Origin of the sequence: Lentzea rhizosphaerae, assembly GCF_042649515.1 — a bacterium.
GTDB classification, from domain to species: Bacteria; Actinomycetota; Actinomycetes; order Mycobacteriales; family Pseudonocardiaceae; genus Lentzea; species Lentzea aerocolonigenes.
This window is the reverse complement of the sequence record NZ_JBHRZI010000015.1, coordinates 130,382-157,088: the sequence shown is the minus strand read 5'-3', so window position 1 is coordinate 157,088 and position 26,707 is coordinate 130,382. Positions and strand designations below refer to the sequence as shown.

The window sequence follows — 26,707 nt, the reverse complement described above, 5'->3', positions numbered from 1 at the left end:
GCGCCTGAACGACGGTGGTGAGCGTCCGCTAACTGAGATGACAGAGCGCTGAGCAGCGAAAACACTGGGTTACCCAGTGGATCCAGTGTCAAACCGTGATTGTCGCGCAGCTCTCATCAAGCTGGTTGATGTTGAACGTTCGGTTACGCTTACCCGGCTGTAACGAACGCCGACGTTGGCCGCAATGTCGCTCCGCTGCGGGGAATCGTTACACATCCATGACCTAGATCACCCATTGGCGGGTGTCGCTGGGTTTCGCGGCTGTTAAAGTCGCGTCAACACGCGGGCCATCGTCGTCCCGTGCTCCCACCTGTTGGTTCGAGGTCTGAGCACGAGGACTTTGTTCTTTCGCGAGGACGACGAAGGAGGTCTGCGCAGTGATCTTCTCCGCCATCCCCGGCCCCCAGGGTCTCTACGACCCCGCTGATGAGCGCGACGCCTGCGGTGTCGCCATGGTGGCCGACATCCAGGGCAGGCGTTCCCACGGCATCGTGAGCGATGCCCTGACGGCGCTGGCGAACCTGGAGCACCGGGGTGCCGCCGGTGCCGAGCCCACGTCGGGTGACGGTGCCGGCATCCTCCTGCAGCTGCCCGACGAGTTCCTCCGCGCGGTCGTCGGCTTCGACCTGCCGGAACGCGGGCAGTACGCGGCAGGAATCGCTTTCCTTCCGTTTGAAGCCGAAGAACGTGCTGCCGCGATGCAGCAGATCGAGCGCATCGCGCAGGAGGAGAACCTCGTCGTTCTCGGCTGGCGCGACGTGCCGGTCGACCCCGAGAAGGCGAACGTCGGCCCGACGGCGTTGTCGGTGGCGCCGCACTTCGCGCAGCTGTTCGTGAAGGGCACGCGCGACGAGTCCGGCATCGCGCTGGACCGCCTGGCCTTCTGCCTGCGCAAGCGGGTCGAGCACGAGGGCAGCGTGTACTTCCCGTCGCTGTCCGCGCGCACGATCGTCTACAAGGGAATGCTGACGACCGAACAGCTGCCGGCGTTCTTCCCCGACCTGCACGACGAGCGCCTCTACACGGCGATCGCGTTGGTGCACAGCCGTTTCTCCACGAACACCTTCCCCTCGTGGCCGCTCGCGCACCCGTTCCGGTTCGTCGCCCACAACGGTGAGATCAACACCGTCCGCGGCAACCGCAACCGCATGCGCGCCCGCGAGGCGTTGCTGGACAGCGACCTCATTCCCGGCGACCTCGCGCGGCTGTTCCCGATCTGCGACCCCGAGGGGTCGGACTCGGCTTCGTTCGACGAGGTGCTGGAGTTGCTGCACCTCGGCGGACGCAGCCTGCCGCACGCCGTGCTGATGATGATCCCGGAGGCGTGGGAGAACCACGCCACGATGGACCCGAAGCGCCGTGCGTTCTACCAGTTCCACGCTTCGCTGATGGAGCCGTGGGACGGTCCGGCCTGTGTCACGTTCACCGACGGCGAGATCGTCGGCGCGGTGCTCGACCGCAACGGCCTGCGTCCCGCGCGCTGGTGGCAGACCGCGGACGGCCGCGTGGTTCTGGCATCCGAGACCGGTGTGCTCGACGTGCCGTCCGACCAGGTGGTCGCGAAGGGCCGCCTGCAGCCGGGCCGCATGTTCCTGGTGGACACCACCGAGGGCCGGATCATCGACGACGAAGAGCTCAAGTCGAACCTGGCCTCGGAGCAGCCCTACGACGAGTGGCTGCACGCCGGCCTGCTCGACCTCGCCGACCTGCAGGACCGCGAGCACGTGTTGCAGAGCCACGAGTCCGTCGTGCGCCGCCAGCTCACCTTCGGCTACACCGAGGAGGAGCTGCGGATCCTGCTCACGCCCATGTCGGTCTCGGGCATGGAACCGCTCGCGTCCATGGGCACGGACACCCCGGTCGCCGCGCTGTCGCAGCGTTCCCGGTTGCTCTACGACTACTTCGTGCAGAACTTCGCCCAGGTCACGAACCCGCCGCTGGACGCGATCCGCGAAGAGATCGTCACGTCCGTCAAGCGCGTGATGGGACCTGAGCAGAACCTGCTCGACCCCGGCCCGGTGTCGTGCCGCCACGTCACGCTGGACTACCCGGTCATCGACAACGACGAGCTCGCGAAGCTCATCCACATCAACGACGACGGCGACCTGCCGGGCTTCGCCTGCACCGTCCTCTCCGGACTGTACGAGGTGGACGGTGGCGGCGAGGCGCTCGCCGCGGCCATCGAGCGCGTGCGTCGCGAGGCGTCGGAGGCCATCGCGAACGGTGCTCGCACGCTGGTGCTGAGCGACCGCGACTCGGACCACCGGATGGCGCCGATCCCGTCGCTGCTGCTCGTTTCCGCGGTGCACCACCACCTGGTGCGCACCAAGGAACGTCTGCGCGTCGCGCTCGTCGTCGAGTCCGGCGACTGCCGCGAGGTCCACCACGTCGCCGCGCTGCTGAGCTACGGCGCCGCCGCGGTGAACCCGTACCTCGCGTTCGAGACGATCGAGGACCTGATCAGCCAGGGCGCCATCACCGGTGTCCCGGCGCACAAGGCGATCCGCAACTACGTCAAGGCGCTCGTGAAGGGCGTCCTGAAGATCATGTCGAAGATGGGCATCTCGACCGTCGGCGCCTACACCGCGGCGCAGATCTTCGAGGCGGTCGGCCTGTCCAACGACCTGCTCGACGAGTACTTCACCGGCACGCAGTCCAAGCTCGGAGGTGCCGGCCTGGACGTGCTCGCCGAGGAGGTCGCGCTGCGCCACCGCCACGCGTTCCCGGACAACCCGACCGACCGCGCGCACCGCAGGCTGGAAGTCGGCGGCGAGTACCAGTACCGCCGCGAGGGCGAGCTGCACCTGTTCACGCCGGAGACGGTGTTCCTGCTGCAGCACGCCACGAAGACGCGCAAGGAGGACGTCTTCCGCCAGTACACGGCGGAGGTCGAGCGCATCTCGAGGCAGGGCGGCACGTTGCGCGGCCTGTTCAAGTTCCGCACCGAGGGCCGCACGCCGATCCCGATCGACGAGGTCGAGCCGGTCAGCTCGATCGTCAAGCGCTTCAACACCGGCGCCATGTCGTACGGCTCGATCTCGGCAGAAGCGCACGAAACCCTCGCCATCGCGATGAACCGCCTCGGCGGCCGGTCCAACTCCGGTGAGGGCGGCGAGGACCGCGAGCGCCTGTACGACCCGGAGCGGCGTTCCGCGGTCAAGCAGGTCGCGAGTGGACGGTTCGGCGTCACGAGCGAGTACCTCGTGAACTCCACGGACATCCAGATCAAGATGGCGCAGGGCGCGAAGCCCGGCGAGGGCGGTCAGCTGCCCGGTTTCAAGGTCTACCCGTGGATCGCGCGCACCCGGCACTCCACGCCGGGTGTCGGTCTCATCTCGCCGCCGCCGCACCACGACATCTACTCGATCGAGGACCTGGCGCAGCTCATCCACGACCTGAAGAACGCGAACGAGCAGGCCCGCGTTCACGTGAAGCTGGTCTCGTCGATCGGCGTCGGCACGGTCGCCGCGGGTGTCGCCAAGGCCCACGCGGACGTCGTGCTGATCTCCGGCTACGACGGCGGCACCGGTGCCTCGCCGATGAACTCGCTCAAGCACGCGGGAACGCCGTGGGAGATCGGCCTCGCCGAGACCCAGCAGACGTTGCTGCTCAACGGTTTGCGTGACCGCATCACCGTCCAGGTCGACGGCGCGATGCGCACCGGCCGTGACGTCGTCGTCGCGGCGCTGCTGGGCGCGGAGGAGTTCGGCTTCGCCACGGCACCGCTGATCGTCGCGGGCTGCGTGATGATGCGCGTCTGCCACCTCGACACGTGCCCGGTCGGCGTCGCCACGCAGAACCCCGACCTGCGCGCCCGCTACACCGGTCAGGCCGACCACGTCGTGAACTTCTTCGAGTTCGTGGCGCAGGAAGCCCGGGAACTGCTGGCGGAGCTCGGGTTCCGCACGATCGACGAGGCCGTCGGTCACGCGGAGCTGCTCGACAAGGACGAGGCGATCGAGCACTGGAAGATCGAGGGCCTGAACCTCACCCCGGTCTTCGAGGTGCCGGAAACCCCGTACCCGACGGCGAAGCGCAAGATCCGCGACCAGGACCACGGCCTGGACAAGGCCCTGGACCGCACGCTGATCCAGCTCGCGGAGGCGGCGCTGGAGGACGCGCACCAGGTCAACCTGGAGCTGCCCGTCCGCAACGTCAACCGCACGGTCGGCACGCTGCTCGGCGCCGAGGTCACCCGTCGCTACGGCGGCGAGGGCCTGGAGGACGACACGATCCGGGTGAAGCTCACCGGGTCCGCCGGGCAGTCGCTCGGCGCGTTCCTGCCGCGCGGCATCACGCTGGAGATGGTCGGCGACGCGAACGACTACGTCGGCAAGGGCCTGTCCGGCGGGCGGATCATCGTGCGGCCGCACGACGACGCGCCGTTCCGCGCCGAGGACCAGGTGATCGCGGGCAACGTGATCGGCTACGGCGCCACGTCCGGCGAGGTCTTCCTGCGCGGCCGTGTCGGTGAGCGGTTCTGCGTCCGCAACTCCGGTGCGCTGCTCGTGGCGGAGGGCGTGGGCGACCACGCGTTCGAATACATGACCGGTGGCCGGGCAGTGGTGCTCGGGCCGACCGGGCGCAACGTCGCGGCCGGCATGTCCGGTGGTATCGCGTACGTGCTCGACCTGGACCCGTTGTCGGTGAACCAGGAGATGGTGCAACTGCAGCGCCTCAGTGCCGAGGACCTGCGTTGGCTCAAGGACGCCGTCACCAAGCACCACAAGCACACCGGCTCTGCCGTCGCTGCTTCGCTGCTCGGTGACTGGACTCGGCGAGCCGGTGCGTTCACGAAGGTCATGCCCGGCGACTACCAGCGCGTTCTCGAGGCCATGCGCCTCGCTCGCGCCGAGGGCCGGGACGTTGACGCGGCTGTCATGGAGGCGTCTCGTGGCTGATCCACAGGGTTTCATGAAGTACACCCGGTCCGACGCGCCGAAGCGTCCGAAGCCGGAACGCTTGCAGGACTGGAACGAGGTCTACCTCGCCGAGGCTCCTGAGGAGCGCAACGCCGCCGTGCGCACGCAGGCGACGCGGTGCATGGACTGCGGCATTCCCTTCTGCCACAGCGGAACCGCGGGTTGCCCGCTCGGGAACCTGATCCCGGAGTGGAACGACCTGGTGCGCCGCGGCGACTGGGAGCTCGCCTCGGACCGCCTGCACGCCACCAACAACTTCCCGGAGTTCACGGGCCGGCTGTGCCCGGCGCCGTGTGAAGCGGCGTGCGTGCTGGCGATCTCGCACGACGCGGGCGGTGCGGTCGCGATCAAGCGGGTCGAGGAGACCATCGCGGACATGTCGTGGGAGAACGGCTACGTCCAGCCGTCCCAGGCGACCGTGTCCTCCGGCAAGCGTGTCGCGGTCGTCGGTTCCGGCCCTGCCGGTCTCGCCGCCGCGCAGCAGCTGACCCGTGCCGGGCACGAAGTCGTCGTCTACGAACGGGACGACCGTCTTGGCGGGTTGCTGCGGTACGGCATCCCCGAGTTCAAGATGGAGAAGAAGGTCCTCGACCGCCGTCTGGCTCAGCTCCGCCGCGAGGGCACCAAGTTCGTCACCGGTTGCGAGGTCGGCGTCGACGTCACGGTCGAGCAGCTGCGTGCCGAGTTCGACGCGGTCGTGCTGGCCGTCGGCGCTCTGCGCGGCCGTGACGACAAGACGACCCCTGGGCGCGAGCTCAAGGGCGTGCACCTCGCGATGGACCACCTGGTCCCCGCGAACCGCGCCTGCGAGGGCGACGGCCCGTCGACGATCTCGGCCGAGGGCAAGCACGTCATCGTCATCGGCGGTGGCGACACGGGCGCCGACTGCTACGGCACCGCGACCCGCCAGGGCGCGCTGTCCGTGACGCAGCTCGACCAGTACCCGCTGCCGCCCAGCGTCCGCGACGACGACCGCTCGCCGTGGCCGGTGTGGCCGCACATCCTGCGCACCTACCCGGCCCACGAGGAGGCGGGAGAACGCCGCTTCGCCGTGGCCGTGCGCCGTTTCGTCGGCGACGAGGACGGTCACGTGCGCTTCATCGAGCTGCAGCAGGTGCGCGTCGAGAAGGACTCGTCCGGCCGCCGTTCCGTGGTGCCGCTGTCCGACGAGGTCGAGATGCTGCCCGCGGACATGGTGCTGCTGGCGATCGGCTTCGAGGGCGTGGAGCACATGCGCCTGCTCGACGACCTGGGCATCTCGCTGTCGGCGCGCGGCACGATCTCGTGCGGCTCCGACTGGCAGACTTCGGCACCCGGTGTGTTCGTCTGCGGCGACGCCCACCGCGGCGCGTCCCTGGTCGTGTGGGCGATCGCGGAGGGCCGGTCCGTGGCCAACGCCGTGGACAAGTTCCTCACGGGCTCGTCGAACCTGCCTTCGCCGGTGATCCCGAACCAGCTTCCGCTCGCTGTGGTCTGACAACGGAGTCCGACCCGCGGGGAGCAGCATGACGCCCCGGCCGACAACGACGTCGGCCGGGGCGTTCGCCTTTCGTGCGAGCATTGCCGGATGGCGCGCGTCTACGTCTCGTCGACCTGCACGGATCTGAAGGAGCACCGCGAGGCGGTGCGTTCGGCGATCCGGCGGCTGGGACACGAAGACGTCGCCATGGAGTACTACGTCGCCGAGGACAAGCGGCCGGTCGACAGGTGCCTGGAGGACGTTCGGTCCGCTGACCTGTACATCGTGGTCATGGCCTGGCGCTACGGATTCATTCCTCCCGGCCACGAAACGTCGATCACCGAGCTGGAGTACCGGGCCGCGCTCACCGCCGAGGTGCCGTGCCTGGCGTTCGTGCTCTCCGACGAGGAGGCGTGGCCGCCCAAGCTCATGGAACGGTCGCCGAAGGTGGACGAGTTCCGCGACGAGCTGACGCAGAAGCGGATCGCCGGCCTGTTCGGCTCCAAGGACGATCTCGCCCGCCAGGTCGCCGAGGGCATCCAGAAGTGGGAGCGCCAGGACAGAACCGTCGAGGCCGGTGTCGACTGGGACGCCTACCGGCAGGCCGTCGTCGACCGCTACCGGCACGTCCGGCTCTCGGTGATCGCCGGTGCCCAACACGACCGGATGGCGCGCATCCCGCTCCTCGACGTCTTCGTCCCCCAGCAACTCCGGTCCGGTCGTCCGCACTACGACCTGCCCGACGAAGAAGGTGGCGGTGTCCCGGCGCCGGCGGAGGACAGCGTCGCCGTGCTGGGACGGGAACGCAAGCAGGTGATCCTCGGCGGGCCGGGCAGCGGCAAGAGCACCCTGTTCCACGCCTCCCTGCTGGCGATCTCCGACGTGGCGGGCGACGACCGGTGGGTTCCGCCGTCGTTGCAGGACCTGCCCCTGGTCCTGCTGATCGAGCTGCGCGAGTACGTCCTGTTGTGCAGCCAGGACTTCGTGGCCTACCTCATCGCCGGGATCTGGGAGAAGTTCAACGTCCGCGTCGGTGAAGCCCAGTTGGTCGACGCTCTGCACAACGGTGCCGTGGTGTTCTTCGACGGCCTCGACGAGATCTTCGAACCGGCCGCGCGGGCACGGGTGATCGAGCAGTTCCGCGCGTTCACCGGCAGGTTCCCGCACGCGCGGGTCGTCGTGTCGTCGCGGATCGTCGGCTACGACGAGAGCGAGCTCGGCTTGGCCGGGTTCGAGCACTACACGTTGCTCGACTTCGGACTGAAGGAGATCCGCGAGTTCGTGCCCAGCTGGTACGAGCACTACACGTTCGAGGGCGACGAACGCGACGCGGCCGGACTGATCCGGCGCATCACCGACAACGCCAGGTTGCTGGAGCTCGCCGGAAACCCGTTGCTGCTCACCATGATGGCGGTGATCTACAAGCACCAGGACCTGCCGGAGAAGCGCTGGCAGTTGTACGAACGGTGCACCGCGGTGCTGCTCGAGGACTGGGACGTCAAGCGGAAGAAGATCGACAGCAAGGAGCTGCTGCCGCTCGACTTCCGGCTCGGCGGCGAGCAGAAGGCCGAGATCCTGCAGAACATCGCGAGGACGATGGTGCAGGAGCGCAGCGGCGCGGGACACGAGCTGAACGCGATCGCGTACCTGCCCCTGCGACGCATCATCGGGGACTACCTGAACGTGCAGTACGGGAAGCCACCCGGCGAGGCGCAGGCGATCGCCGTGGAGATCCTGAACCACCTGCGGGAAAGAACGTTCATCCTCGCGGAGACCGGTGACGGTGTCTTCGGCTTCGTGCACCGGACGTTCATGGAGTACTTCGCCGCGAAGCACGTCCTGGCCGAGTTCACCGGGAAGAAGGCGGACTACGGCTGGCTCAGGGAATCGGTGTTCCGCGCGCACTGGCGTGCCGACCACTGGCGCGAGCCGTTGTTGCTGTTGTCGGCGATGGTGGCGGGGCACGGGTTCCCGATCAGGGAGATCGTCACCGCTGTCGCGTCCGAGCCCGATCTGTCCGCCCTGCCTTTCGCGGCTCGCTGTCTCGGTGAGGCGGGGACGGTTCCGGCGGAGGACCAGGAATGGGCGACGGGCCTTGCCCACGACCTGGTGGAGAAGGCGGCGGCCATCTCGCCGAAAGCCGAGTTCGGCCGTCGTCCTGAATACGTCGCCGAAGTAGCGTCCGCATTGGCTTCGCTGGCCGGTTTCGTGACCATCTCGGAGGCCACGAAACGCCGGATTCAGAAGTACCGGGCTGCCTCCGTGGTCGGCGATCGGATCGTCGGGTTCCAGCTGGAGCTGGCGATCGCCTCACGTGCGGAACGCCGCCGCGCCGCTCTGGCAGGGCTGGGGGACGAGGACGAGGCGGTGCGGAGGGCCGCGGTCGCCTCGTTGGATCGCGAGTCGGGGGACGAGGAGATCTACCAGGCGTTCGTGGAGCAGCTTCGGAAGGAACGGTACGTTCGCGTCCGTGAGCCGCTCATCACGGCGATCGATCGGGGATGGCCAGGGCGCCACGACGTGCTGGAGGCCATCGCGCTGCGTGCACACGTGGAGACCTCCATCAGGCACCTGGAGTGGGTGACCGAACACCTCGCCACCGCTTGGGCAGGCGATCTGAACGCGCGTGAAGTGGTTCTGGGTCTGGCCAAGTACAGGCGTCTGTCCTATTACGACACTCGCGTCAGTGTCGGACGAGCCCTGGTGAAGGGATGGGCGAGCACGCCAGGTTTCGAACGCTTTCTGCTGGACCGAATCGGTGTGAGAGCAGGCGCCCAACGCGGTGCGGCGATCAGGGCGTGCGCCATGGTGAACCTGGAACTTCTGTGCGGCTGGTTTTGGCAGAACCCAGGGGACTACAACGATCTCACCACCATGCTAGATGGCGCGGGATCCGCTGACGAGGTCGTGGCCTGGCTCAGAAGCGTCGCGCGGAGCCACCCGCACGGGCGTTTCCGGGTCATGGCGAGCCTGGTGCTGGACCACCTGATCGATCATTCCACTCCGTGAAACACGCACACACTTTCGGGTGAATCTGTGGTGTGAGGCGGTGATCTATGTCTTCTGTTAACCATCGCGTCATCCGCTCGGGTAAAACTGGAAGAGGTAGATCAACTCGGACGGGGGTGAGCCATGCGCAGCGTTCTGCTCGCGGTCGTGGTCGCCCTGTGCGCCGTGCTGACACCCGCGGTCACGCCCGTGGCGATCGGTGCGCCGCCGCCGAAGTCCAAGACGTCGGTCCCCAAGGAGGAAGCGCCCCGCGAGGAGCGTGAGACCAACAGGTTGCGCGTGCCTGCCGCCGTCGAGCGGACCGCGCCGGCGACACGCAGGCCGGTCGAGGCCGTGGCGGTCGCGCCACGCCCTGACGCCGTCGTGGTCCCGGTTTCCGAGGCCGAACCCATAGCCGTGTGGCGCACACCTCCTGCACTGCAGGTGTTCCGGAACTGATCGGTGCCCGCCTTTTCCGATCAAACCGAACATTTTTTCTAATAGCAGTGAGGGATTCCCATGGACTTCCATCGCTTTGTTCAGCATGCCCGCGCACACGCCGGGTCGCGGTCGCGGGCCGTCGGCAAGAAGCTCGCCGCGGGGCAGCAGCCCACGACGATGTTCATCACGTGCGCCGATTCGCGGATCGTCACCGCGGCGATCACCGGCGCCGAGCCCGGTTCGTTGTTCGAGCTGCGCACTGCGGGCAACGTCATTCCGCCCTACTCGTTGACGGCACCGTCGAGCGAGATGGCCACGATCGAGTTCGCGGTGTTGCAGCTCGGGGTCAGCGAGATCGTGGTGTGCGGCCACTCGCACTGCGGTGCGGTCGGCGCGCTGCACGGGGGTGGCATCGACCACCTGCCCGCGATGCGCGGCTGGTTGCGGCCGAGGGCACCGCGCGAGGTCAGCGACCCGGCGATGCGCTCGGAGGGGCAGGCGCACGTGCGGGCGCAGCTGGACGTGTTGCTGGCTTACCCGTTCGTGGCCGAGAAGGTCGCGGCCGGGGCGTTGCGGGTGCACGGCTGGTTCTACGACATCGAGACAGGCGAGGTTTCCGCCTGTGCCGAGCACGCTTTCCTGCCGCTGTAGGGGTTTCGAGAACATGAAGAGGTATTGGGCCGACCTCGGTGCGTCGGTCGTCGTGTTCCTCGTGGCGCTGCCGCTGTGCGTTGGCGTGGCGGTGGCGTCCGGGGTGCCGGCCGAGCTCGGGATCGTGACGGGAGTGGTCGGCGGCATCGTCGTCGGGCTGCTGCCGGGGAGCACGATGCAGGTGAGCGGGCCGGCTGCCGGGCTGACGGTGCTGGTGGCGGATGCCGTTGGCAGGCACGGGATCCAGGCGCTGGGCGTGATCGTCCTCGGCGCCGGGATCATTCAGGTGGTGCTGGGCTTAGCCAGGTGCGGGCGGTGGTTCCGCGCGATCTCGCCGTCCGTGGTGCAGGGCATGCTCGCCGGCATCGGGTTGGTGCTGATCTTCGGGCAGCTCAAGCATCTGGTGGTGTCCCCGGTCGCGTTGGCGCTGGGGCTGCTCACCGTCGTGATCATGCTTTTGTGGCAACGGAGTCCGCTTCAGGTCGTGCCGGGCATGCTGGTCGGCGTGGTCGTGTGCACGGCGCTGGCGTCGGTGTTCGCCTCACAGGTGGCGCGCATCGAGGTCGGCGAGCTGTCGACGGACGTGCACCTGCCGGACTTCTCGTTGCTGGACACCGGAGTCATCGGCACGGCGGTCGTGTTCGCGCTCGTCGCGTCGGCGGAGAGCATGTTCAGCGCGGCCGCGGTCGACCGGATGCACAACGGTCCGCGCACGCAGTACAACAAGGAACTGGTCGCTCAGGGCGTCGGCAACACGATCTGCGGTCTGCTCGGCGCGTTGCCCATGACCGCGGTGATCGTGCGCAGTGCGGCCAACGTGTCGGCAGGGGCACGCACCAAGGCGTCCAGGGTGCTGCACGGCGTGTGGTTGCTGCTGTTCGTGGTGTTGCTGCCCGGACTGCTGACGCTGATCCCGATCGCCGTGCTCGCGGCGGTGCTGGTGCACGCCGGGTGGAAGCTGCTCGGGCTGAAGCAGGTGGTCACGTTGTGGCGCACGGACAAGGCCGAGGGCGCGGTGCTCGTGCTGACCGCCGGGCTCATCGTCGCCACGGACCTGTTGACCGGCACCGTCGTCGGTCTGCTGGCCGCGGTCGTCAAGACGGCCTGGGAGGTGTCGCGGCTGTCCGTCACCGTCACCGCAGACGGGGTCGCGCTCAAGGGGAACGCGACGTTCCTCCGGCTGCCGCGGCTGCTCGACGAACTGGAGCGGGTCGACCGCGAGCACGTCCGGATGGACCTGAGCGGCGTGCGGCACCTCGACCAGGCCTGCGGGCAGGCCATCGACCAGTGGGTGGACGAGTCACGCCGGGCGGGCAGGACCGTCGAGCTGGTCGGGAGGTAGTCAGCGGGGCTGATCACGTCGGGCGTTGATCTCCGCCAGCGACCGCTGGAGGGCTTCCTCCATCCGGCGTGCCAGCGGCTCGGCTTCCACGTCCAGTTCGTCCTCCGGCAGACCGAGCTTCTGGCGGGCCTCGCGGCGGCCGGCGGTGATGACGTCGGGCTGGTCGGCGGGGTCCTGCCGGGCGACCGCGAGGTCGTACCAGACCAGCGCCTCCTCGAGCTCGCCGCGTTTCTCGAGCAGGAAAGCGACGTCGCCGAGGACCTCCGGGGACTCCGGCCAGGACTTCCGCAAGGCGTCGAGCTGAGCTCGTGCCTCGTCCTCCCGGTCGAGCCTGAACAGGATCTCGGCCAGTGCGACCCGTGCGCGATCGGTGTTCTCCCCACCGATGGCCTCGTCCAGCAGCTTGATCGCCCGGCCGGGGTTTCCTGCCCAGCGCCAGGCGTCCGCCGCCTCCAGCAGGAGGTCGTCCCGGTCCTCCGGGTCGTCCTCGAGTTCCTGTTCGAGGCGGCGAGCTTTGTCCGCAGCGTCCATTTGGAGCAATGTACTCCGTGCGCGGGACGGCGCCGCGACCGTGGGGGTCGCGGTCGCGGCGCCGTCATTCAGGTGGCCTCTAGTGGCTCGTGAACTGGCCGCGCACCGCTCCGCCGGGGAACGTGCCCGTGTGGATGTTGGAGTAGAAGTCCTTCGGCGACTTCTTCAGCGCGTCCAGCGCGGCCTGGTCGACCCCGCCGACCGTGCCGGACACCGCGAAGATGCCGTTCGGCACGGCGGTGCCGAAGAACGTGATCTTCACCGGGCCGTTGACGCCCTTGGCGCCCTGGTGGACGTGACCGAGCGTCGGCGCGTCGATGTTCACCCACGCCAGCGAGAAGTCGACACCGGTGCCGTTGGGCTGCACGAACGTGACGGCCTGGCCGTCCGGGTCGCCGACCTTCGGGCCGTTCTGCACCGGCACCTCGTTGCGGCCGTTGGAGAACGCGCGGAGCTTGCCGCCCTTGATGATGTCGAGCGGGTTGACGTGCTTGCCGAGCGGCTTGAGCTGGGCGCGCACGGCACCGCCGGGCCGGTCGGTGCTGTGCAGGTTCAGGTAGAAGCCCGCGGGGTTCTTGCGGATCTCGTCGGCGAGCTTCGGGTCGACGACGGTCTGGCCGGCGGCCGCGGACAGCGTCTCCGGCATCGGGGTGGCGAAGAGGTTGACCTTCACCGGGCCGTTCTGGCCCGACACGCCCTGGTGGAGGTGGCCGAGGGTGAGCTGGGCCGTCTTCTTCCACTCCAGCGCGAACGTCACGCGGTCGCCGCGCACCTCGACCAGCGCCTTCGCGGACCCGTCCTCGTCACCGACGGCAGGGCCGCCGGGGGTGGGGACCTCCTGCTTGCCGTCGAGGTCGGCGGAGAAGAAGAACGGCTTGCCCTTGACGGGGCTGGGCTTGGGCTGGTCGGACGTGGGCGGTGCGGGCGCGGGGTTGTGGCCGCCGTGTTCGCCGCCGCCGGACTTCGTGGCCGTCGGCTTCTCCGCGGTACCACCGGCGTCGACGTTCAACGCCGGACCGTCGGCGGTGAAGTTCTGGAACGCCGAACCGCCGTTCTTCACGACCACGCGGACCTCGATCGGCCCGCGGCCCGGCTTGACGGTGAAGGTGCGCGACTCGCCCTTCTTCGCGCCGTCGAGGCACCGGCCCTCGAGGGTGTCGGCGGCGCAGAACGTGGCCTCGTAGCCGGCGGTGTTGGTGATCTTCACGGTGACGGCGTCCTGGGCAGCGGACGCCGGTGTCACGACCGCTGCGGTGAGCGTGGCGCCCAGAAGGCATGCGGCAGCGACGTTTTTGTTGCGAGACATGGGATGTGCTCCAAGGCTCCTCAGTGGGAGTCGGGGGGTCTGGCGGACCCGACGCCACCAACACGGACGTCGATCGAATTCGGTTCAACGAACTTCCCGACTGAACCGAACCACGTCTCAACACGTGTCGACGGCGGAACAGGACGCACCCGCTAGGAGAAGAAGATGCGTGCACGTATGGGAATTCTGTTGCTGACCGCCCTGCTCGCAGGGGTCACAGCCTGCGGAAACGAGGCACCGCAACAGGAAGTTCCGGTCAAGGCCGAGGTGAAGATCGCGCAGTCCGACCTCGGCCCGATCCTGGTCGACCAAACGGGACGGACGCTCTACGCATTCACCAAGGATGAAACCAAGTCCAGCGCGTGTGACGCGGACTGCATCGCGGTGTGGCCGGCGCTCACCGCCGAGTCCACTGTGGACGCAAAGGACGGTGCTGACGCGAAGCTGGTCTCGCGGGTCGACGAGAACTCGCAGGCCGTTTACGGAAAGTGGCCGCTCTACTACTACGTGGGAGACCAGGTCGCCGGTGACGTGAACGGGCAGGGCGTCGACGACGAGTGGTTCGCGATCGCGCCGGACGGCAAACTGGTCAGGAAGAGCTGATGAACATTGGGCCGTTCGGGTGTATGCGGCTAACGGCCCTGTGGGAAGTGTCGACCCAGCAGATGAACCAGTAGGGGGCGACACATGACCAACACGGCCGTGAAGACGGGTTTCGACGCGACGTTCCTCGGCACGGACGCCGGGCTCCCGGTCCTGACCGACTCGGGAGCCTCCGACGCGGTCGAGCTCGACGGCTCGACCACGATCGACTACACGCACTTCTCGCTCGCGTTGAGCATGTCGCGCAAGTTCGCGATCTGGGTCGCGTGGAACATCGACGGCGGTGCGCTGAAGGCCCTGAGTCGCAGCAACATCCCGTTCATCAAGGACCCCCGCGTGCCGGAGGAGTTCCAGACCGGCGACGAGCTCTACCGCGACAACAGGCTCGACCGCGGCCACCTCGCGCGCCGCGCCGACCTGTGCTGGGGCCCCAAGGCGGAGGCGCAGAAGGCGAACAGGGACTCGTTCTTCTTCACGAACATCACGCCGCAGATGGACGACTTCAACCAGAGCGCGAAGGAAGGGCTCTGGGGCCGGCTGGAGGACGCGGTGCTCGCCGACGTCGACGTGGACAACCTCAGGGTGAGCGTCTACGGCGGTCCGGTCTTCAACGCCGACGACAGGGTGTTCCGCGGCGTCGCGATCCCGCGCGAGTTCTACAAGGCGATCGCGTTCGTGGTGAACGGCGAGCTGCGGTGCAGTGCATTCCTGCTCACGCAGAACCTCGTCCTGGCCGAGGCACTCGACCTGGACGAGTTTCGCGTGTTCCAGGTGTCGGTGGCCGAGCTGGAGAAGCGCGTGAGCTTCACCTTCCCGGCCGAGCTGCACGCCGCGGACACTGCGGCGGTGCAGCTGCTCGACGAGTCCGAGCGCAAGCCGCTGGACAGCCTCGGCGACATCAAGTGGTGATGCGCACAGACGGCAACGCCTGACGCAGCTCTTCCAGCCGGGACAACGACTCCGGCTGGTGCACGACGAGGTGTTCCAAGGCCGGCAGCACGCGCAGGTCGTCCGCCGCCGGCACGCCGAACACCTCCAGGGACGTGACGGTCGGCCACCGCTGCAGCCCCGCCAACGGGTAGGGCGGGCGGTGGTCGATCGCGAGCTCGCGCAACGCGGGCAGCTCCGGCAACGCGGTCAGCCCGTCGTCGGTCGCCGAGTCGCGGATCTGCAGGCGCCGCACCGCACCGCCGTCCAGCGACGCCAGGTCGACGCGGCTGAAGTGCAGGTGCAGCTCGTCCAGGTCCTTCACCGGCGACAGGTCGATCCGTCCGAGCGGACGGCACCGGCTCAGGTGCAGCTCTTTCAACGAGCGCGAGCCGGCCAACGGCGAGAGGTCGCGCATCACCTCGTTCTGCCACAGCTCCAGCCGGTGCAGCGACGGCATCGCGCCCAACGGGTCGAGCGGGTTGATGTTGCCGATGCACCGCACGTACCGCAGCCGTTCCAGGTGCATGATGAACTGGATCCGGTGCCAGCCGCGGACATCGACCCTGCGGTCACCGAAGTCCACTTTGGACAGCACGGTCCTGGCGTACTTCTCGGCGTCCGGCGTGTTGCGCCACGCCCGCAGCAGCTCGTCGATGACCATCGCGTGGTCCACGGCCACGAACTCCGCGATCCGTTCCCACGCGGCCTCACCACCGATGTTCGCGAGCGTCCGCACGACGTAGGCGGCTTCCTCGGTGGCTTCGGGGCCGGGCAACAGGTCCACCACGAACGACCCGGCCTCGGACAACGCGTCGGCGTGCGCGAAGCTGGTCGGCGGGATCAGCACGGCGGCGGCGAAGGTCACCTGTGTCCGTGCCGTCTCCGGCTCGATCACGTCCGCCTGCTCCAGGCACGCCAGCGCGAGCAGCCGCAGCTTGTCCCGTCCGCGCTCGTCCTTGCGGGTGTCGTCGTTGCCCGCCAGCAGGTCCATCAGCACGCGGGCCCGTTCGCGCGGCCGGGCGTGCGCGACCGCCATGACCACCACGTCGTGCCACTCGTCGAGATGCGCTCTGTCCACCAGCAGGTTCAGGTCACCGGCGTCGACGACCTCCTTGGCCGCCAGGTAGTCGCGGAACGTCCGGTGCACGAACTGCACCCGTTCGGACGGCACCTCCCGCAGCAGCCCCGCCCGTTCGAGCAACCGCTGCATCGCGTCGTCCGGGTCGATGTCGTGCGACCGCAGCCCGCGCATCGCGTTCCCGAGCCGGTGCACCGCCTCCGACCGCGGCACCGTCAGCTCCCGGTTGCGCACCAACGAGTACGCGAACCGTTGCAGCAGAACGAGTTGCTCCTCCTTGGAGAACGACGGCAGCGCCAGCCCGCGGTCCTCGTCCCACCGCACCAGCAGCAGGTCCAGCGCTGCCTCGTACAGCGACCGCCGATCGCGCGGCAGGTGCATGTTGCGGTCCTGGTGCAACGCGCAGAGCAACCCGGCCAGCAACGGACTCGACGCGAGCCGGCGCAGGTCAGGCCGCTTCGCCAGCGTGGTCACGAGCCGTGCCTCGCACTCGGCCAGCCACAGCAGCGCGTCCCTGCTCAGGCCCGGTTCGTCGCGGGCAGCGGTGTGCCAGGCCTCCACGAAGTCGCGAACACCCTTGTCGCTCAACGGCAACAGGTCGAACGCCGTGAAGCCGCAGTCGTCCAGCCAGTCCTCCGGCACGGCGGCCGGACGGGTGGTGATCGCGTACCGGGCCTCCGGATAGGCGTTCACCAGGCGGACGAGCCACTGGCGCGCCTCTTCTCGCCGTTCCGACACGAGCTCGTCCACGCCGTCGACGAGCACCAGCGCGCGACCTTCCCTGAGCCGCGCGGTGACCCACCCGGCAGGTTTCTCCTCCTCGATCATCGAGGCGGTCGACGAGATGAACTCCTCCGGCTTCGGCAGCGTCGAGTACTGCCGCAGTGGCACGAAGAACGGCACCAGCCCGAGCCACTCGTTGCCCGACGTCCGCGTCTCGCCCAGCGCGTTCATGGCGAGCCAGCGCAGGAACGTCGTCTTGCCCGCGCCCGCGCCACCCCTGATCAGCACCCGTGGCGTGTCCGCCAGCGCGGCCGCGACGGGCAGACCGGCGCCGGTGAGCTCGTCGGTGTCGCCGACCCGTGCGACGGCCAGCGACACGTAGGAGCTGTCGAAGGAGTGCCGTCGCGGCACCCGTCCGCGGGACACGCCGAACAGCTCCAGCCCGCCCAGCGAGTGCGCGACCTGGTCGGCGTAGCGGTCCTCGAAGTCCCGGTGTGCCGCCACGACAGCCAGTTGCTGCTGGTCCGCGAGGCGGGCCACGGCGTCCGCGGTCGACCTGCCGATCCGGAACATCTCCACGGCGAGGCGCCGCGCGTACTCCGGTTGCGACCACACCAGTTCCACGACGGCGACGCAGACCCGCAACAGCACCGCGTCGTAGACGGCCGTCGCGTGATCGGACAGACCGGCCGCGCGCCGGATCTTCTCCGACTCCGACCGCACGCGCGCCCGCAACGACTCGGGCGTCAGCATCACCCGAAGTGCGTCGTCGTCGCGCAACGGCAGCGCGGCCTCGATGGACTCGCGCACCGCGTCCACTGCGGCCCGCCACTCGTGCTCCTCAACGGTGCTCAGCTCGCCGCGCGCGAGCTCGCTGCCGACGCGTTCGACGAGCGGTCCCGGTCTGGTCAGCTCCCGTTGGCGCTTCTTGTTCCTGGCACCTTTGTGCACGACGTCGAAGAGACCGACCAACACGCGCTCCAGCACGGTCTCGAGCACCATCAGCAGTCCGGCGGAAAACGGATCGGCCACACCGCCAGTATCGGCACACGTCGTAGTTGCCCACTGACTTTTCGTTCACAGGCAACCAGGAATTCATCAAGCGGTTCGCGGGACACCGCGACTCGCGACCGACATGACCGCGAGCCGGAACGCCTCCACCACGAGCTCGGCGAGGTTCTCCGGCGGCACGGAGGGCGCGGATCGTCGTACTTCGGCCAGTGCGGGTTCCGCGTGCGGCCGCAGTGCGGACACGGCCTGCACGAGCACACTCACCGTGTGCCCGATCGGCGCACCCGTTCGCCCGGCGGCGAGCACGGCCCGTGCGTTGGGCAGCTCCAGCGACCCGTCCGGCAACTGCGTGACGACTCCGCAGTCGATCGCGGCGTGCAGCAGCTCGGCGTTCTGGCGCAGCGCGCACACGAGCACGTCGCCGGCGGGAAGGAACTGCCGCAGCACGAGATCCGGTGCCAGCAGCGCCCTGATCGCCTCCAGCGGCAGCCCCCTGTGCTGCAACCGCAGCACGGTCCGCATGCGCGTCAGGTGGAAATCGTCGTACATCGGCGAACGGCCCAGGCGGTTCGGAGCCGGCAGCAGGCCACGTGCCTGGTACGAGCGGACGGTGCGGGTGGTCATGCCGATCTCGGCGGCGAACTCGTCGATCGTCATCTGTGCGGCGGCGTGCTTCGACGTCACCGCCACCACTTCCAGATTTGGCGCATTGAGTTTTCCCCCTGTTGTCTCAGGCCCCCCGGGAAGAGCGCAACGTTGGGCCTGCCCCTGGTGAACAAGTCTCGCATCGCGTTTATAAGACCGGCATAAGTTGGTCTGGCCCCTCGGGTGATCAAGTGGAAGGACTTTCTTCCCTTGCTGCGCCGGGATGTCCTGCTGTGCTAGGCGAAGTCGCGTGGAAGTTTCTCGTTCCATTTCTGGGTGCGAGCACGTTGTTCGGATGAGGCTTTTCCGTGTTCTGCCGCCCAATCAAGCAAGAGGGGAAGCCAGATGTCCGCAATCAAGCGAATGACGAGTGTCCTGCTGATGGTGCTCGCCGTGTTCGGTGGCGTCGCCACGATGAACGCGGCGGCCGCGGTCGCAGCACCGGCCGCCACGCCGCAGGTCGTCCAGCAGACCGGCGACGAAGTCGGGACCCAGGCGACGTACCGGTGTTCCTGGACGGCGACGGCACAGCGGGTCGACGCGAACTGCTCGGTCGTGAGCGGCCAGGTGCGTTTGTACGGCCGGTGCTCCAACGGTGGCACCTACTACACCCCGTGGGTCGGCCGCGGCAACTGGCACCTCTGGGTGACCTGCGGCAGCTACCGGCTCCTGTCGTTCGGTTTCCAGAGTCGCGGCTGAACCGGTCCCATCGGCACACCGCACCCCCGGCGCTCTCCCGCCGGGGGTGCGGCCATTCAGGTGGTCGCGAGCGCCTCGGTGGGGGTGAGCCGAGACGCTCGCACCGCCGGGTACAGACCGGCGAGCACGCCGACCACGACGGCCGCGCCCACACCGCCCGCGAGCGCGGTCAGGGGGAGCACGGCAGGCCATCCCTGCGACGCGGAGTAGACGGCGGTCGCCGCCACCCCGATCAGCAGGCCGATACCGCCGCCGATGCCCGCGAGCACGACGGCCTCTGCCAGGAACTGACCGCTGATCTGCCGCCTGCTGGCACCGAGCGCGCGCCGCAGCCCGATCTCGCGGCGCCGTTCGAGCACGGAGATGACCATGGTGTTCGCCACCCCGATGCCCCCGACCAGCAACGCCACCCCGCCCAGCCCGAGGAACAGCCCCGAGTACGCCTGCTCGACGAGCTGCTGGGCGGCGAGCGCGTCCGACGGCCGGCTGACCAGCACCTCGTTGGGGCTCTTCGGGTTGGCCGTCCGTCCGAGCACCGACTTGACGGCTTCGACCGCGCGGTCGTCGGCCCGCACGTAGATCTGGCCGGGCGTGCCGTCGAACCCTAGGTGCTTCTCGGCCGCCTTCCACCCGACCAGCACGGCGTTGTCGACCTCGAACGCGAGCGGGTTGGCCGCGAGCACGCCGACCACGGTGAACCAGCGGTCCTTGATCCAGACCGAGGGGGCGGGCAATCCGGGCCTCAGCTCGGTGCCGAGCACCTGCGCGGCTCGCGCCCCGAGCACCGCCACGGGGAACGCCTCGGTCGCCTGGTCGAGGAACCGCCCGGTGCGCACGGATCCGCCGAGCACCGGCAGCAGGTCGAGCCGTGCCGCCTTGACGCTCAGCCCGCCGGTCTCCTGCGCGGGCACCAGGTCGGTGCGCCGCACGGTCGCGTCGGTCTCGCCGGTCGCGCTCACCTCCCGCACCGGCCCGATCCTCCGGATCATGTCGACGGCCACCGGGGGGAGCTTCGCCTTGCCGCCGGCGATGTTCGTGCCGGGTACGACAGTGAGCAGGTTCGGGCCCAGTGCGGCGAGTTGGGCGCGCAACGCGGCCTGGTTCGACGCCGGGATGCTCACGACCGCGATGAGTGCGGCGATGCCGATGGCGATGCCGAGCGCGGCGAGGACCGTGCGGACCGGGCGGGTGCGGACGCCCACCGTGCCGAGGCGGAGGACGTCGCCGGGTGGCAGGCGGGTGACGCGGGGGAGGGGTACTTCAGGCACGGCCGCCTCCCGTGTCCGTCCGCAGCTCGCCGTCCAGCATCTCCACCCTGCGCGGCAGGCTCGCCGCGATCTGCACGTCGTGCGTGATGATCGCGATCGTCGTGCCGTCGGCGTGCAGCTCGCGCAGCAGCCGCAGCACCTCGGCGCCGGACTTCGTGTCGAGGTTGCCGGTCGGTTCGTCGGCCAGCACGATGCTCGGCCGGTTCACCAGCGCCCGTGCGATGGCGACCCGCTGCTTCTCGCCGCCGGACATCTCGGTGGGCAGGTGGCCGGCGCGGTGAGCGAGGCCGACGCGGGCGAGTGCCTCGTCGGCCGCGGCCCTGCGGTCGCGGGCGGGGACGCCCCGGTACACCAGTGCCGCCATCACGTTCTCCCTCGCCGTGAAGCCCTCGGTGAGGTGGAACTGCTGGAAGACGAAGCCGATCCACCACGCCCGCAGCGCGGACAGCCGCCGGTCGGTCAGCTTGCCGGTGTCGTGGCCGTTGACCAGCACCGCGCCTGTCGACGGGCGGTCGAGCGTGCCCATCAGGTGCAGCATCGTGGACTTGCCGGAGCCCGACGGGCCCACGATGCCGAGCATCTCGCCCGCGTCGACCCGCAGGTCGCACTGCCGCAACGCCAGCACGCCGCCGCGGTAGGTCTTCGACACCCCCGCCAGTTCGAGGACCGGGCTCACGACGTCGTCACCACCGTCATGCCCTCGGTGAGGCCGTCGCCGGTGATCTCGACCATCCCGCCGGCGAACATCCCCGTGCGAACGGCCAGGTAGCGGCTCTTCCCGCTCTCCACGACCTCGACGGCGTACCCGCCCTCGCGCACGGCGAGCAGCGCCTGCACCGGCACGGCCAGCACGTTCTCGCGCTTCTCACCGTCGAACTCGACGGTGACGCGCCCCGGCTCGGCAGGCGTCGCATCGTCCAAAGTGACCGTGGCGACCGGTTTCGACTTGTCCTCCACGGTCTTCACGGCGACCTCGCGCACCGTGCCGGCGGTGTCCTTCCCACCCGGCAGGTACACCTTCACCTTCGCGTCCACCCGAGCCAGCCGCCGCTGCGCCTCCGTGAGCTCCACCGACACCAGCCGGTCGAGGCCTGTCACGGTCAGCAGCGGGCCCTCGGCGGGGGCGCCTGGCTGCGCGGTCACCGCGTGCACCCGGACGGGACCGGTCATGACGATCACGTCGCCGGGCTGCACGACGCCGGTCTGCTCGGCCTTGAGCGACTTCTGCCAGCGCTTCACCGCGCTCGCGGTCCTCGGGCCGAACTTTCCGCTCGCCGCCCCGAGCTCCGAGTAGCCGAGAGCGAGGAGGTTCTCCTGGAGCATCTTCACGTCGTCACCGTCCGGGACGCCGTTGCGCATCTCCCGGTACAGGGGCGTCCCGCCGAAGAACACCGGCACACCGACCGCGTTCACCTCGTACAGCACCTTTCCGCGTTCGAGCTGTTCACCGGCCACCGGAAGACGCGTGAGCGTGCCCGGCCTGCGTCCCGTCACCGCAACCGGCGTGCCGGTGCCCAGGTCGCCGTCGACCTTGATCCGGTCGATGAGCGTCGTGCGGGTCACCTGCGTGGTGGCCGGCGGCGGGACGGGCGGTGCGGACGACGCCGGTGCCGAGACCAACCGGGTGAACGTCACCGCTCCCGCCGTCCCGGCGAACGCGAGGACGACGGCGATCCAGACCGTCCGCTTGCGCCGTCGTCTCCTGGCGGCGGACGGCCCGGCCTCCTCGGTCATTTCGTCGAACCGGAGGAGCCGGGGGCGTCACCGCCGGTCTTGGCCGTGCAACGCCGGATCTTCTCCTGCACGGCCGGGTCGTGGACGTCGACGCCGTCGGGCAGCTTCGCGGCACCGTCCCCGCCGTCCTCCGGCTTCGGGTCCGGGTACTGCACGCCCTCGTCGCGCATGCACTTGGCGAACTTGCGCGCCTGCTCGAGCTGCTCGGGGTTCATCGGCTTCGGGTTGCCGCCGTCGGGCAGGTGCTGGCGGCACTTCTCGTGGGCCGCGCGCTGCTTCTCCTGGTCGACCTGCGGCGCCGTGCCCTGTTGCGCCGTGCCCTGGCCGGTCCCGTTGTTCGGGATTTCCTGGGACTGCAGCTCGGCGCCGTTGTCGCGCATGCATTTGGAGTACGCGTCCTCGCCGGCAGGAGCAGTGTTCGATTGCGTGCTGCCCGGAGCGGAGGCGACATTCGGGTCGGAGTTGCCCGCGCACGACGTCAGCAATGCGGTGAGCACAATCGCGCCGATCAAGCCGGCAGTTTTCATGATTCCCCCTCAGGTTGTTTCCTGCGGATGGCTGAATGTCTACCGGGCGGGTGATTCCGCCACCGTAAGTGCGGATGCTTATGGCCGTCTTATGGGCGTGCGCGTCACACTTGGCACGGAATAAGGGGGTCGGGTTTGCGAATCCTGGTGGTCGAGGACGAGGAGATGCTCGCCGACGCCGTCGCGGAGGGGCTGCGACAGGCGTCGATGGCGGTCGACGTCTGCGGCGACGGTGAACAGGCGCTGGAGTACATCGCCGTGAACCGGTACGACGTCGTCGTGCTGGACCGGGACCTGCCCGGCGTGCACGGCGACGACGTCTGCCGGGCGATCATCGACCACGGCAGCGACACCCGCGTGATCATGCTGACCGCGTCGGGTGACGTCGCGGACCGGGTGCACGGACTCGGCATCGGCGCGGACGACTACCTGCCCAAACCCTTCGTCTGGGCGGAACTGCTGGCGCGCGTGCAGGCGTTGGGGCGGCGGGCGCGGCCCGCGTTGCCACCGGTGCTGCGCCGCGCGGGCATCAGCCTCGACGTCGGGCGGCACCAGGTGTTCCGCGACGAGAGGTTCGTCAACCTGTCGCGCAAGGAGTTCGCCGTGCTGGAAGTGCTGATGCGCGCCGAGGGTGCGGTCGTCAGTGCCGAGGAGCTGCTGGAGAAGGCATGGGACGTCAACGTGGATCCGTTCACCAACGCCGTGCGGGTCACGATGATGACCTTGCGCCGCAAGCTGGGCGAACCGCAGGTCATCCGCACGGTGTCAGGGGTCGGTTACCAGTTGCGCGACTAGCCGCGCGGATGTCGGTCAAGCTGCGGCTCGCGCTGATGTGCGGCGGCCTGTTCCTGCTCGGCGGCGCGATCCTGCTGGCGACCAACTACCTGCTGGTGCGCAACGCGTTGCCGGACACGACCGAGGCGCCTCCCGGCCTGTCCACGGACGACCTGCCCGCGCCCGACCCCGGTTCCGCGCCCGTGGTGGGCAGCTCCGGCACGGACCTCTCCCAGTACCGCCAGGAAGTGCTGCAGACGCTCGTCGTGCAGTCGGGGGTGGCGCTGGCCGTGATGGCGGTCGTGGCACTGGCCCTGGGGTGGTTCGCCGCCGTGCGGATGCTGCGCCCGGTGCAGGAGGTCGTCGCGACGGCGCAACGGCTGGAGGCGGACAGCCTGCACGAGCGGATCAGGATGCCCGGCCCGCGCGACGAGCTGACCGAGCTCGCGGACACCTTCGACGGGATGCTCGACCGGCTCGCCGCGTCGTTCGACAGCCAGAAGCGGTTCGTCGCCAACGCCTCGCACGAGCTGCGCACCCCGCTCGCCACCCAGCGCACGATGATCGAGATCGCGATGGCCCGCCGGAACGCCGGACCGGACCTGCGGGACCTGTGCGAACGGCTGCTGGTGATGAACGTGCGCACCGAGTCGCTCATCGAGGGACTGCTGCTGCTCGCCCGCAGCGACCGCGGCCTGGAGCACGAGGACCCGGTGCAGCTCGACGACGTGGCGCGCGGTGTGGTGGACAGCCGCAGGCACGTCGCCGAGCAGGCCGGAGTGCGGCTGGAGGCGGCGTTGTCGCCCCAGATCGTGTCCGGTGATCCCGTTCTGCTGGAACGGCTCGTGGTCAACCTCGTCGACAACGCCATCACCTACAACCACCCCGGCGGACTGGTTTCCGTGCGCACAGGAGGGGATTCGGCCCTGCAGGTGTGCAACACCGGACCGGACGTGCCCGCCGACCAGGTCGGCTGGCTGTTCGAACCGTTCCGCCAGCTGCGCGAGCAACGCGCGGGATCCGGCCGCGGTGTCGGGCTGGGGCTCTCGATCGTCGCGTCGATCGCGAAGGCGCACGGCGGGTCGGTGCGGGCGGTGCCACGTCCGGGCGGTGGGCTGGAGATGGCGTTCGCGGTGCCCTGACTCAGATCGCCGGTGCGGCGACCTTCCGGACGTGACCGATGTCGAACTCCCTGCTCGTGCCGTCCTCGCAGTCCGCGCTCAGCACGCCCTCCAGGTGCTTGGTCGGCACGATCACGTACGTCTCCGTCCTGCGCGGCCCGCTCGCGTATCTGATCTCGACGCGGCTGCCGTCGACCAGTGCCGTCGCGAGGATCAGCACCTCCTCGTCGCGCAGGAAGACGTTCTGGTCGCGCAGCATCCGTGCCGCGTTCGCACGCGGCGTGCCTCGCCCGACGCTCGGCCTCTCCTGCTCCACCAGCCTGATCGCGAGCTGCGTCAGCTCCAGGTCGTCCAGCTCGGCCCGCCACCACCGGTCGGACCGGCGTTCGCCGCGGGCCGTCGCCCGCCGCCGTTCCACTCGCTCCACAATGGACTGATCACCGGCGTCCAGCCCGGTCGGCGCGTACCCGGCTCTGCGCAACGCCTCCAGCGTCTCCGTCATCGGCCTGGCCGACGCCAGCACGGTCGGCGCGAGGAACCGCAGCTTCAGCGACGTCAGCCGCTTCGACCGGGAGATCTCCTGCAGCAGCGCGGGATCCTCCGCCCGCACGCAGCTCGCCACGTCGGTCACCGTCAGCTGCCCGTGGCGCCGCGCCACGTCCTGCACCTGGTACTCGATCACCTGCGGCAACGGTGCTTCCGACACCGCGGCCAGCTTCGCGAGCACCTCCTGCGCGGACAACCCGCTGTCCAGCGCGCGCCGCACCGACCCGGCGGACAGGCGCCACACCCGTGCGGCGTCGTTGTCCTCCAGGTCCGCCACCAGGTTCAGCGTCGCGCTCAGCTCCGGTGACGGCAGACCGTTCACCACCGCGGTCATGTCCGTCTGGAACGCGGCCTTGTCCTTCGCCGCCGGCATCAACCGAGTCGCCGCCGCCTCGACGTCACCGCTGTCGAGCACCGCCACGCCCAGCGGCGTGAGCGCGCCGCCGGCCACCAGCCCGAGCGACTCCATCTCGGCGATCACCGCCGCGGTCGCGCGCGGGTCGTGCACCGCGGGGCGTTCCCACACCAGGTCGGCGACCAGTTCGTTCAGGTCGGTGAAGGCTTCCCGGGCCGAGAACCGTTCCAGCACGCTGCGCCGCAGGAGCAGTCCGGCGGCACCGGTGTAGTCGCGCAACGCGGCCCGCGCCTGGTCGGGTTCCGGCCGCCAGTCCATCCGGCCCCACGCGTTCACGAGCGTCGCGAGCCGGACGCCGGGCTGCGAGTCCAGCCAGTCGTCACCCTGCCTGGTCGGCAGCAGCCGGGACCGTTCCACCCCGACCAGCTGCGCCTCGACCGCGAGCTCCAGCCACAGCCGCAGCACGCCGTCGGTGACCCGCAACGCCCGCGCGACCCGCCGGATCTCGACCGTCGCCACGCCACCGGTGTAGCGGGCGTCGAACGTGTCCTGCTCGCAGTGCGCCAGCAGCCGTGCCACTCCGTCCACAGTGGACATGGCTGGCACGATCGGTGAGATCTCGGAGGCCTTGCGCTTCCCCGGCGCCTTCGGCCGCACGGTCAGCTGATCGCGCACCGCCCCGCCGGCCCGCACCGAGTTCACCGCGACGAGCTTCGGCCCGTCCGGCCAGGCCAGCGCGCGTTTCTTCAGCTCGCCCAACGCCCGTTCGAAGTCGTCGACCGAGCACCGCAGCTCGGTGCACACGGTGTCGACGGTCCCGAGGTTGCCCTGCGCCACGATCGCGCCGAGCACGTCGATCGCGCCCTGGTCGAGCGTGTCCTCGGCGGCGCGGACCGAGTCGGAGTCGGTGAGCTGGGTCGCGAGGTCCTTCAACGTGCGGATGTAGCGGTCGGCCACGTCACGCCGGTGCACGAGTATCGCGGCCACCTCGTCCGGCTCGAGTTGGTGGAGCCAGGTCGCGAGCGCGTTGATACGGCGTGGCATTCATCGGAT

General features: G+C 69.3%; 20 protein-coding genes. 11 read left to right on the top strand and 9 right to left on the bottom strand.

All coding sequences use genetic code 11. The features are described 5' to 3' along the window. The first annotated feature begins 377 nt into the window (after positions 1-377). The 6 genes from gltB (at position 378) to ACFOWZ_RS17585 (ending at position 11,803) form a co-directional block, all read left to right on the top strand. Complete coding sequence (gene gltB, locus ACFOWZ_RS17610; RefSeq protein WP_382373727.1) at positions 378-4,901, top strand: glutamate synthase large subunit; 4,524 nt, start codon at positions 378-380, stop codon at positions 4,899-4,901. After that, the gene (locus tag ACFOWZ_RS17605) at positions 4,894-6,399 is read left to right on the top strand and encodes a glutamate synthase subunit beta (RefSeq protein WP_382373725.1); all 1,506 of its coding nucleotides are present in this window, start codon (positions 4,894-4,896) and stop codon (positions 6,397-6,399) included. The genes gltB and ACFOWZ_RS17605 overlap by 8 nt, the downstream gene beginning before the upstream one ends. A gap of 90 nt (positions 6,400-6,489) precedes the next feature. After that, positions 6,490-9,390, top strand: coding sequence for a DUF4062 domain-containing protein (locus ACFOWZ_RS17600; protein ID WP_382373723.1), 2,901 nt, complete (start codon positions 6,490-6,492; stop codon positions 9,388-9,390). Positions 9,391-9,513: 123 nt separating this feature from the next. Further along, positions 9,514-9,828 carry a hypothetical protein gene (locus ACFOWZ_RS17595; protein ID WP_382373721.1) on the top strand — a complete coding sequence of 105 codons (315 nt, stop codon included), beginning with the start codon at positions 9,514-9,516 and terminating at the stop codon, positions 9,826-9,828. Positions 9,829-9,888: 60 nt separating this feature from the next. After that, positions 9,889-10,461 (top strand): carbonic anhydrase, encoded by a 573-nt coding sequence (locus ACFOWZ_RS17590; protein ID WP_382373719.1) that lies wholly within the window; start codon positions 9,889-9,891, stop codon positions 10,459-10,461. 13 nt (positions 10,462-10,474) lie between these two features. Beyond that, positions 10,475-11,803 (top strand): SulP family inorganic anion transporter, encoded by a 1,329-nt coding sequence (locus ACFOWZ_RS17585; protein ID WP_382373717.1) that lies wholly within the window; start codon positions 10,475-10,477, stop codon positions 11,801-11,803. Here ACFOWZ_RS17585 and ACFOWZ_RS17580 read toward each other — a convergent pair whose 3' ends face one another. Then, complete coding sequence (locus ACFOWZ_RS17580; RefSeq protein ID WP_382373715.1) at positions 11,804-12,334, bottom strand: tetratricopeptide repeat protein; 531 nt, start codon at positions 12,332-12,334, stop codon at positions 11,804-11,806. A 79-nt stretch (positions 12,335-12,413) separates the two neighbouring features. Beyond that, positions 12,414-13,640 (bottom strand): CHRD domain-containing protein, encoded by a 1,227-nt coding sequence (locus ACFOWZ_RS17575; protein WP_382373713.1) that lies wholly within the window; start codon positions 13,638-13,640, stop codon positions 12,414-12,416. 165 nt (positions 13,641-13,805) lie between these two features. Between ACFOWZ_RS17575 and ACFOWZ_RS17570 the strand changes: the two genes are divergently transcribed. Both ACFOWZ_RS17570 and ACFOWZ_RS17565 read left to right on the top strand, forming a co-directional pair. Then, a complete protein-coding gene (locus ACFOWZ_RS17570; protein WP_382373711.1) occupies positions 13,806-14,243 on the top strand; it encodes a COG4315 family predicted lipoprotein in 438 nt (145 codons plus the stop codon). Between the two features lie 84 nt (positions 14,244-14,327). Beyond that, positions 14,328-15,152: a DNA/RNA non-specific endonuclease gene (locus tag ACFOWZ_RS17565; protein ID WP_382373709.1), complete on the top strand. Its 825-nt coding sequence runs from the start codon at positions 14,328-14,330 to the stop codon at positions 15,150-15,152. On the opposite strand, the gene ACFOWZ_RS17560 is transcribed toward ACFOWZ_RS17565, so the two are convergent. Further along, entirely contained in the window at positions 15,142-18,006 is a 2,865-nt protein-coding gene (locus tag ACFOWZ_RS17560; protein ID WP_382373707.1) for an NACHT domain-containing protein, read from the bottom strand. The genes ACFOWZ_RS17565 and ACFOWZ_RS17560 overlap by 11 nt on opposite strands. A gap of 66 nt (positions 18,007-18,072) precedes the next feature. Next, entirely contained in the window at positions 18,073-18,669 is a 597-nt protein-coding gene (locus ACFOWZ_RS17555) for a MerR family transcriptional regulator (protein ID WP_382373705.1), read from the bottom strand. A 324-nt stretch (positions 18,670-18,993) separates the two neighbouring features. Between ACFOWZ_RS17555 and ACFOWZ_RS17550 the strand changes: the two genes are divergently transcribed. Then, positions 18,994-19,329: a hypothetical protein gene (locus ACFOWZ_RS17550; protein WP_382373703.1), complete on the top strand. Its 336-nt coding sequence runs from the start codon at positions 18,994-18,996 to the stop codon at positions 19,327-19,329. 56 nt (positions 19,330-19,385) lie between these two features. Here the strand turns inward: ACFOWZ_RS17550 and ACFOWZ_RS17545 are convergent, their stop codons facing one another. From ACFOWZ_RS17545 to ACFOWZ_RS17530, 4 genes are read right to left on the bottom strand one after another with little or no spacing between them, the layout of a single operon-like run. Next, positions 19,386-20,597, bottom strand: a complete 1,212-nt coding sequence (locus ACFOWZ_RS17545) for an ABC transporter permease (RefSeq protein ID WP_382373701.1) — start codon at positions 20,595-20,597, stop codon at positions 19,386-19,388. Next, complete coding sequence (locus ACFOWZ_RS17540; RefSeq protein ID WP_382373699.1) at positions 20,590-21,273, bottom strand: ABC transporter ATP-binding protein; 684 nt, start codon at positions 21,271-21,273, stop codon at positions 20,590-20,592. The genes ACFOWZ_RS17545 and ACFOWZ_RS17540 overlap by 8 nt, the downstream gene beginning before the upstream one ends. Next, entirely contained in the window at positions 21,270-22,331 is a 1,062-nt protein-coding gene (locus ACFOWZ_RS17535) for a peptidoglycan-binding protein (RefSeq protein WP_382373697.1), read from the bottom strand. Before ACFOWZ_RS17535 ends, ACFOWZ_RS17540 begins: the two co-directional genes overlap by 4 nt. Beyond that, positions 22,328-22,858: a hypothetical protein gene (locus ACFOWZ_RS17530; RefSeq protein WP_382373695.1), complete on the bottom strand. Its 531-nt coding sequence runs from the start codon at positions 22,856-22,858 to the stop codon at positions 22,328-22,330. The genes ACFOWZ_RS17535 and ACFOWZ_RS17530 overlap by 4 nt, the downstream gene beginning before the upstream one ends. A gap of 135 nt (positions 22,859-22,993) precedes the next feature. Here ACFOWZ_RS17530 and ACFOWZ_RS17525 point away from each other — a divergent pair, with 135 nt between their 5' ends. Continuing rightward, complete coding sequence (locus tag ACFOWZ_RS17525; RefSeq protein ID WP_382373693.1) at positions 22,994-23,653, top strand: response regulator transcription factor; 660 nt, start codon at positions 22,994-22,996, stop codon at positions 23,651-23,653. Positions 23,654-23,661: 8 nt separating this feature from the next. Further along, on the top strand, positions 23,662-24,774 hold the full coding sequence (locus ACFOWZ_RS17520; protein ID WP_382373691.1) for a sensor histidine kinase: 1,113 nt from the start codon (positions 23,662-23,664) through the stop codon (positions 24,772-24,774). A 1-nt stretch (position 24,775) separates the two neighbouring features. On the opposite strand, the gene ACFOWZ_RS17515 is transcribed toward ACFOWZ_RS17520, so the two are convergent. Then, positions 24,776-26,698 (bottom strand): helicase-associated domain-containing protein, encoded by a 1,923-nt coding sequence (locus ACFOWZ_RS17515; protein WP_382373689.1) that lies wholly within the window; start codon positions 26,696-26,698, stop codon positions 24,776-24,778. Positions 26,699-26,707 lie beyond the last annotated feature (9 nt).

What these genes read in the sequence shown, in the direction of transcription:
- ACFOWZ_RS17600 (WP_382373723.1), top strand. Translation starts at nt 6,490, where the DNA reads ATGGCGCGCGTCTACGTCTCGTCGACCTGCACGGATCTGAAGGAGCAC.
- ACFOWZ_RS17595 (WP_382373721.1), top strand. Translation starts at nt 9,514, where the DNA reads ATGCGCAGCGTTCTGCTCGCGGTCGTGGTCGCCCTGTGCGCCGTGCTG.
- ACFOWZ_RS17590 (WP_382373719.1), top strand. Translation starts at nt 9,889, where the DNA reads ATGGACTTCCATCGCTTTGTTCAGCATGCCCGCGCACACGCCGGGTCG.
- ACFOWZ_RS17585 (WP_382373717.1), top strand. Translation starts at nt 10,475, where the DNA reads ATGAAGAGGTATTGGGCCGACCTCGGTGCGTCGGTCGTCGTGTTCCTC.
- ACFOWZ_RS17580 (WP_382373715.1), bottom strand. Translation starts at nt 12,334, where the DNA reads ATGGACGCTGCGGACAAAGCTCGCCGCCTCGAACAGGAACTCGAGGAC.
- ACFOWZ_RS17575 (WP_382373713.1), bottom strand. Translation starts at nt 13,640, where the DNA reads ATGTCTCGCAACAAAAACGTCGCTGCCGCATGCCTTCTGGGCGCCACG.
- ACFOWZ_RS17570 (WP_382373711.1), top strand. Translation starts at nt 13,806, where the DNA reads ATGCGTGCACGTATGGGAATTCTGTTGCTGACCGCCCTGCTCGCAGGG.
- ACFOWZ_RS17565 (WP_382373709.1), top strand. Translation starts at nt 14,328, where the DNA reads ATGACCAACACGGCCGTGAAGACGGGTTTCGACGCGACGTTCCTCGGC.
- ACFOWZ_RS17550 (WP_382373703.1), top strand. Translation starts at nt 18,994, where the DNA reads ATGACGAGTGTCCTGCTGATGGTGCTCGCCGTGTTCGGTGGCGTCGCC.
- ACFOWZ_RS17535 (WP_382373697.1), bottom strand. Translation starts at nt 22,331, where the DNA reads ATGACCGAGGAGGCCGGGCCGTCCGCCGCCAGGAGACGACGGCGCAAG.
- ACFOWZ_RS17530 (WP_382373695.1), bottom strand. Translation starts at nt 22,858, where the DNA reads ATGAAAACTGCCGGCTTGATCGGCGCGATTGTGCTCACCGCATTGCTG.
- ACFOWZ_RS17520 (WP_382373691.1), top strand. Translation starts at nt 23,662, where the DNA reads ATGTCGGTCAAGCTGCGGCTCGCGCTGATGTGCGGCGGCCTGTTCCTG.
- ACFOWZ_RS17515 (WP_382373689.1), bottom strand. Translation starts at nt 26,698, where the DNA reads ATGCCACGCCGTATCAACGCGCTCGCGACCTGGCTCCACCAACTCGAG.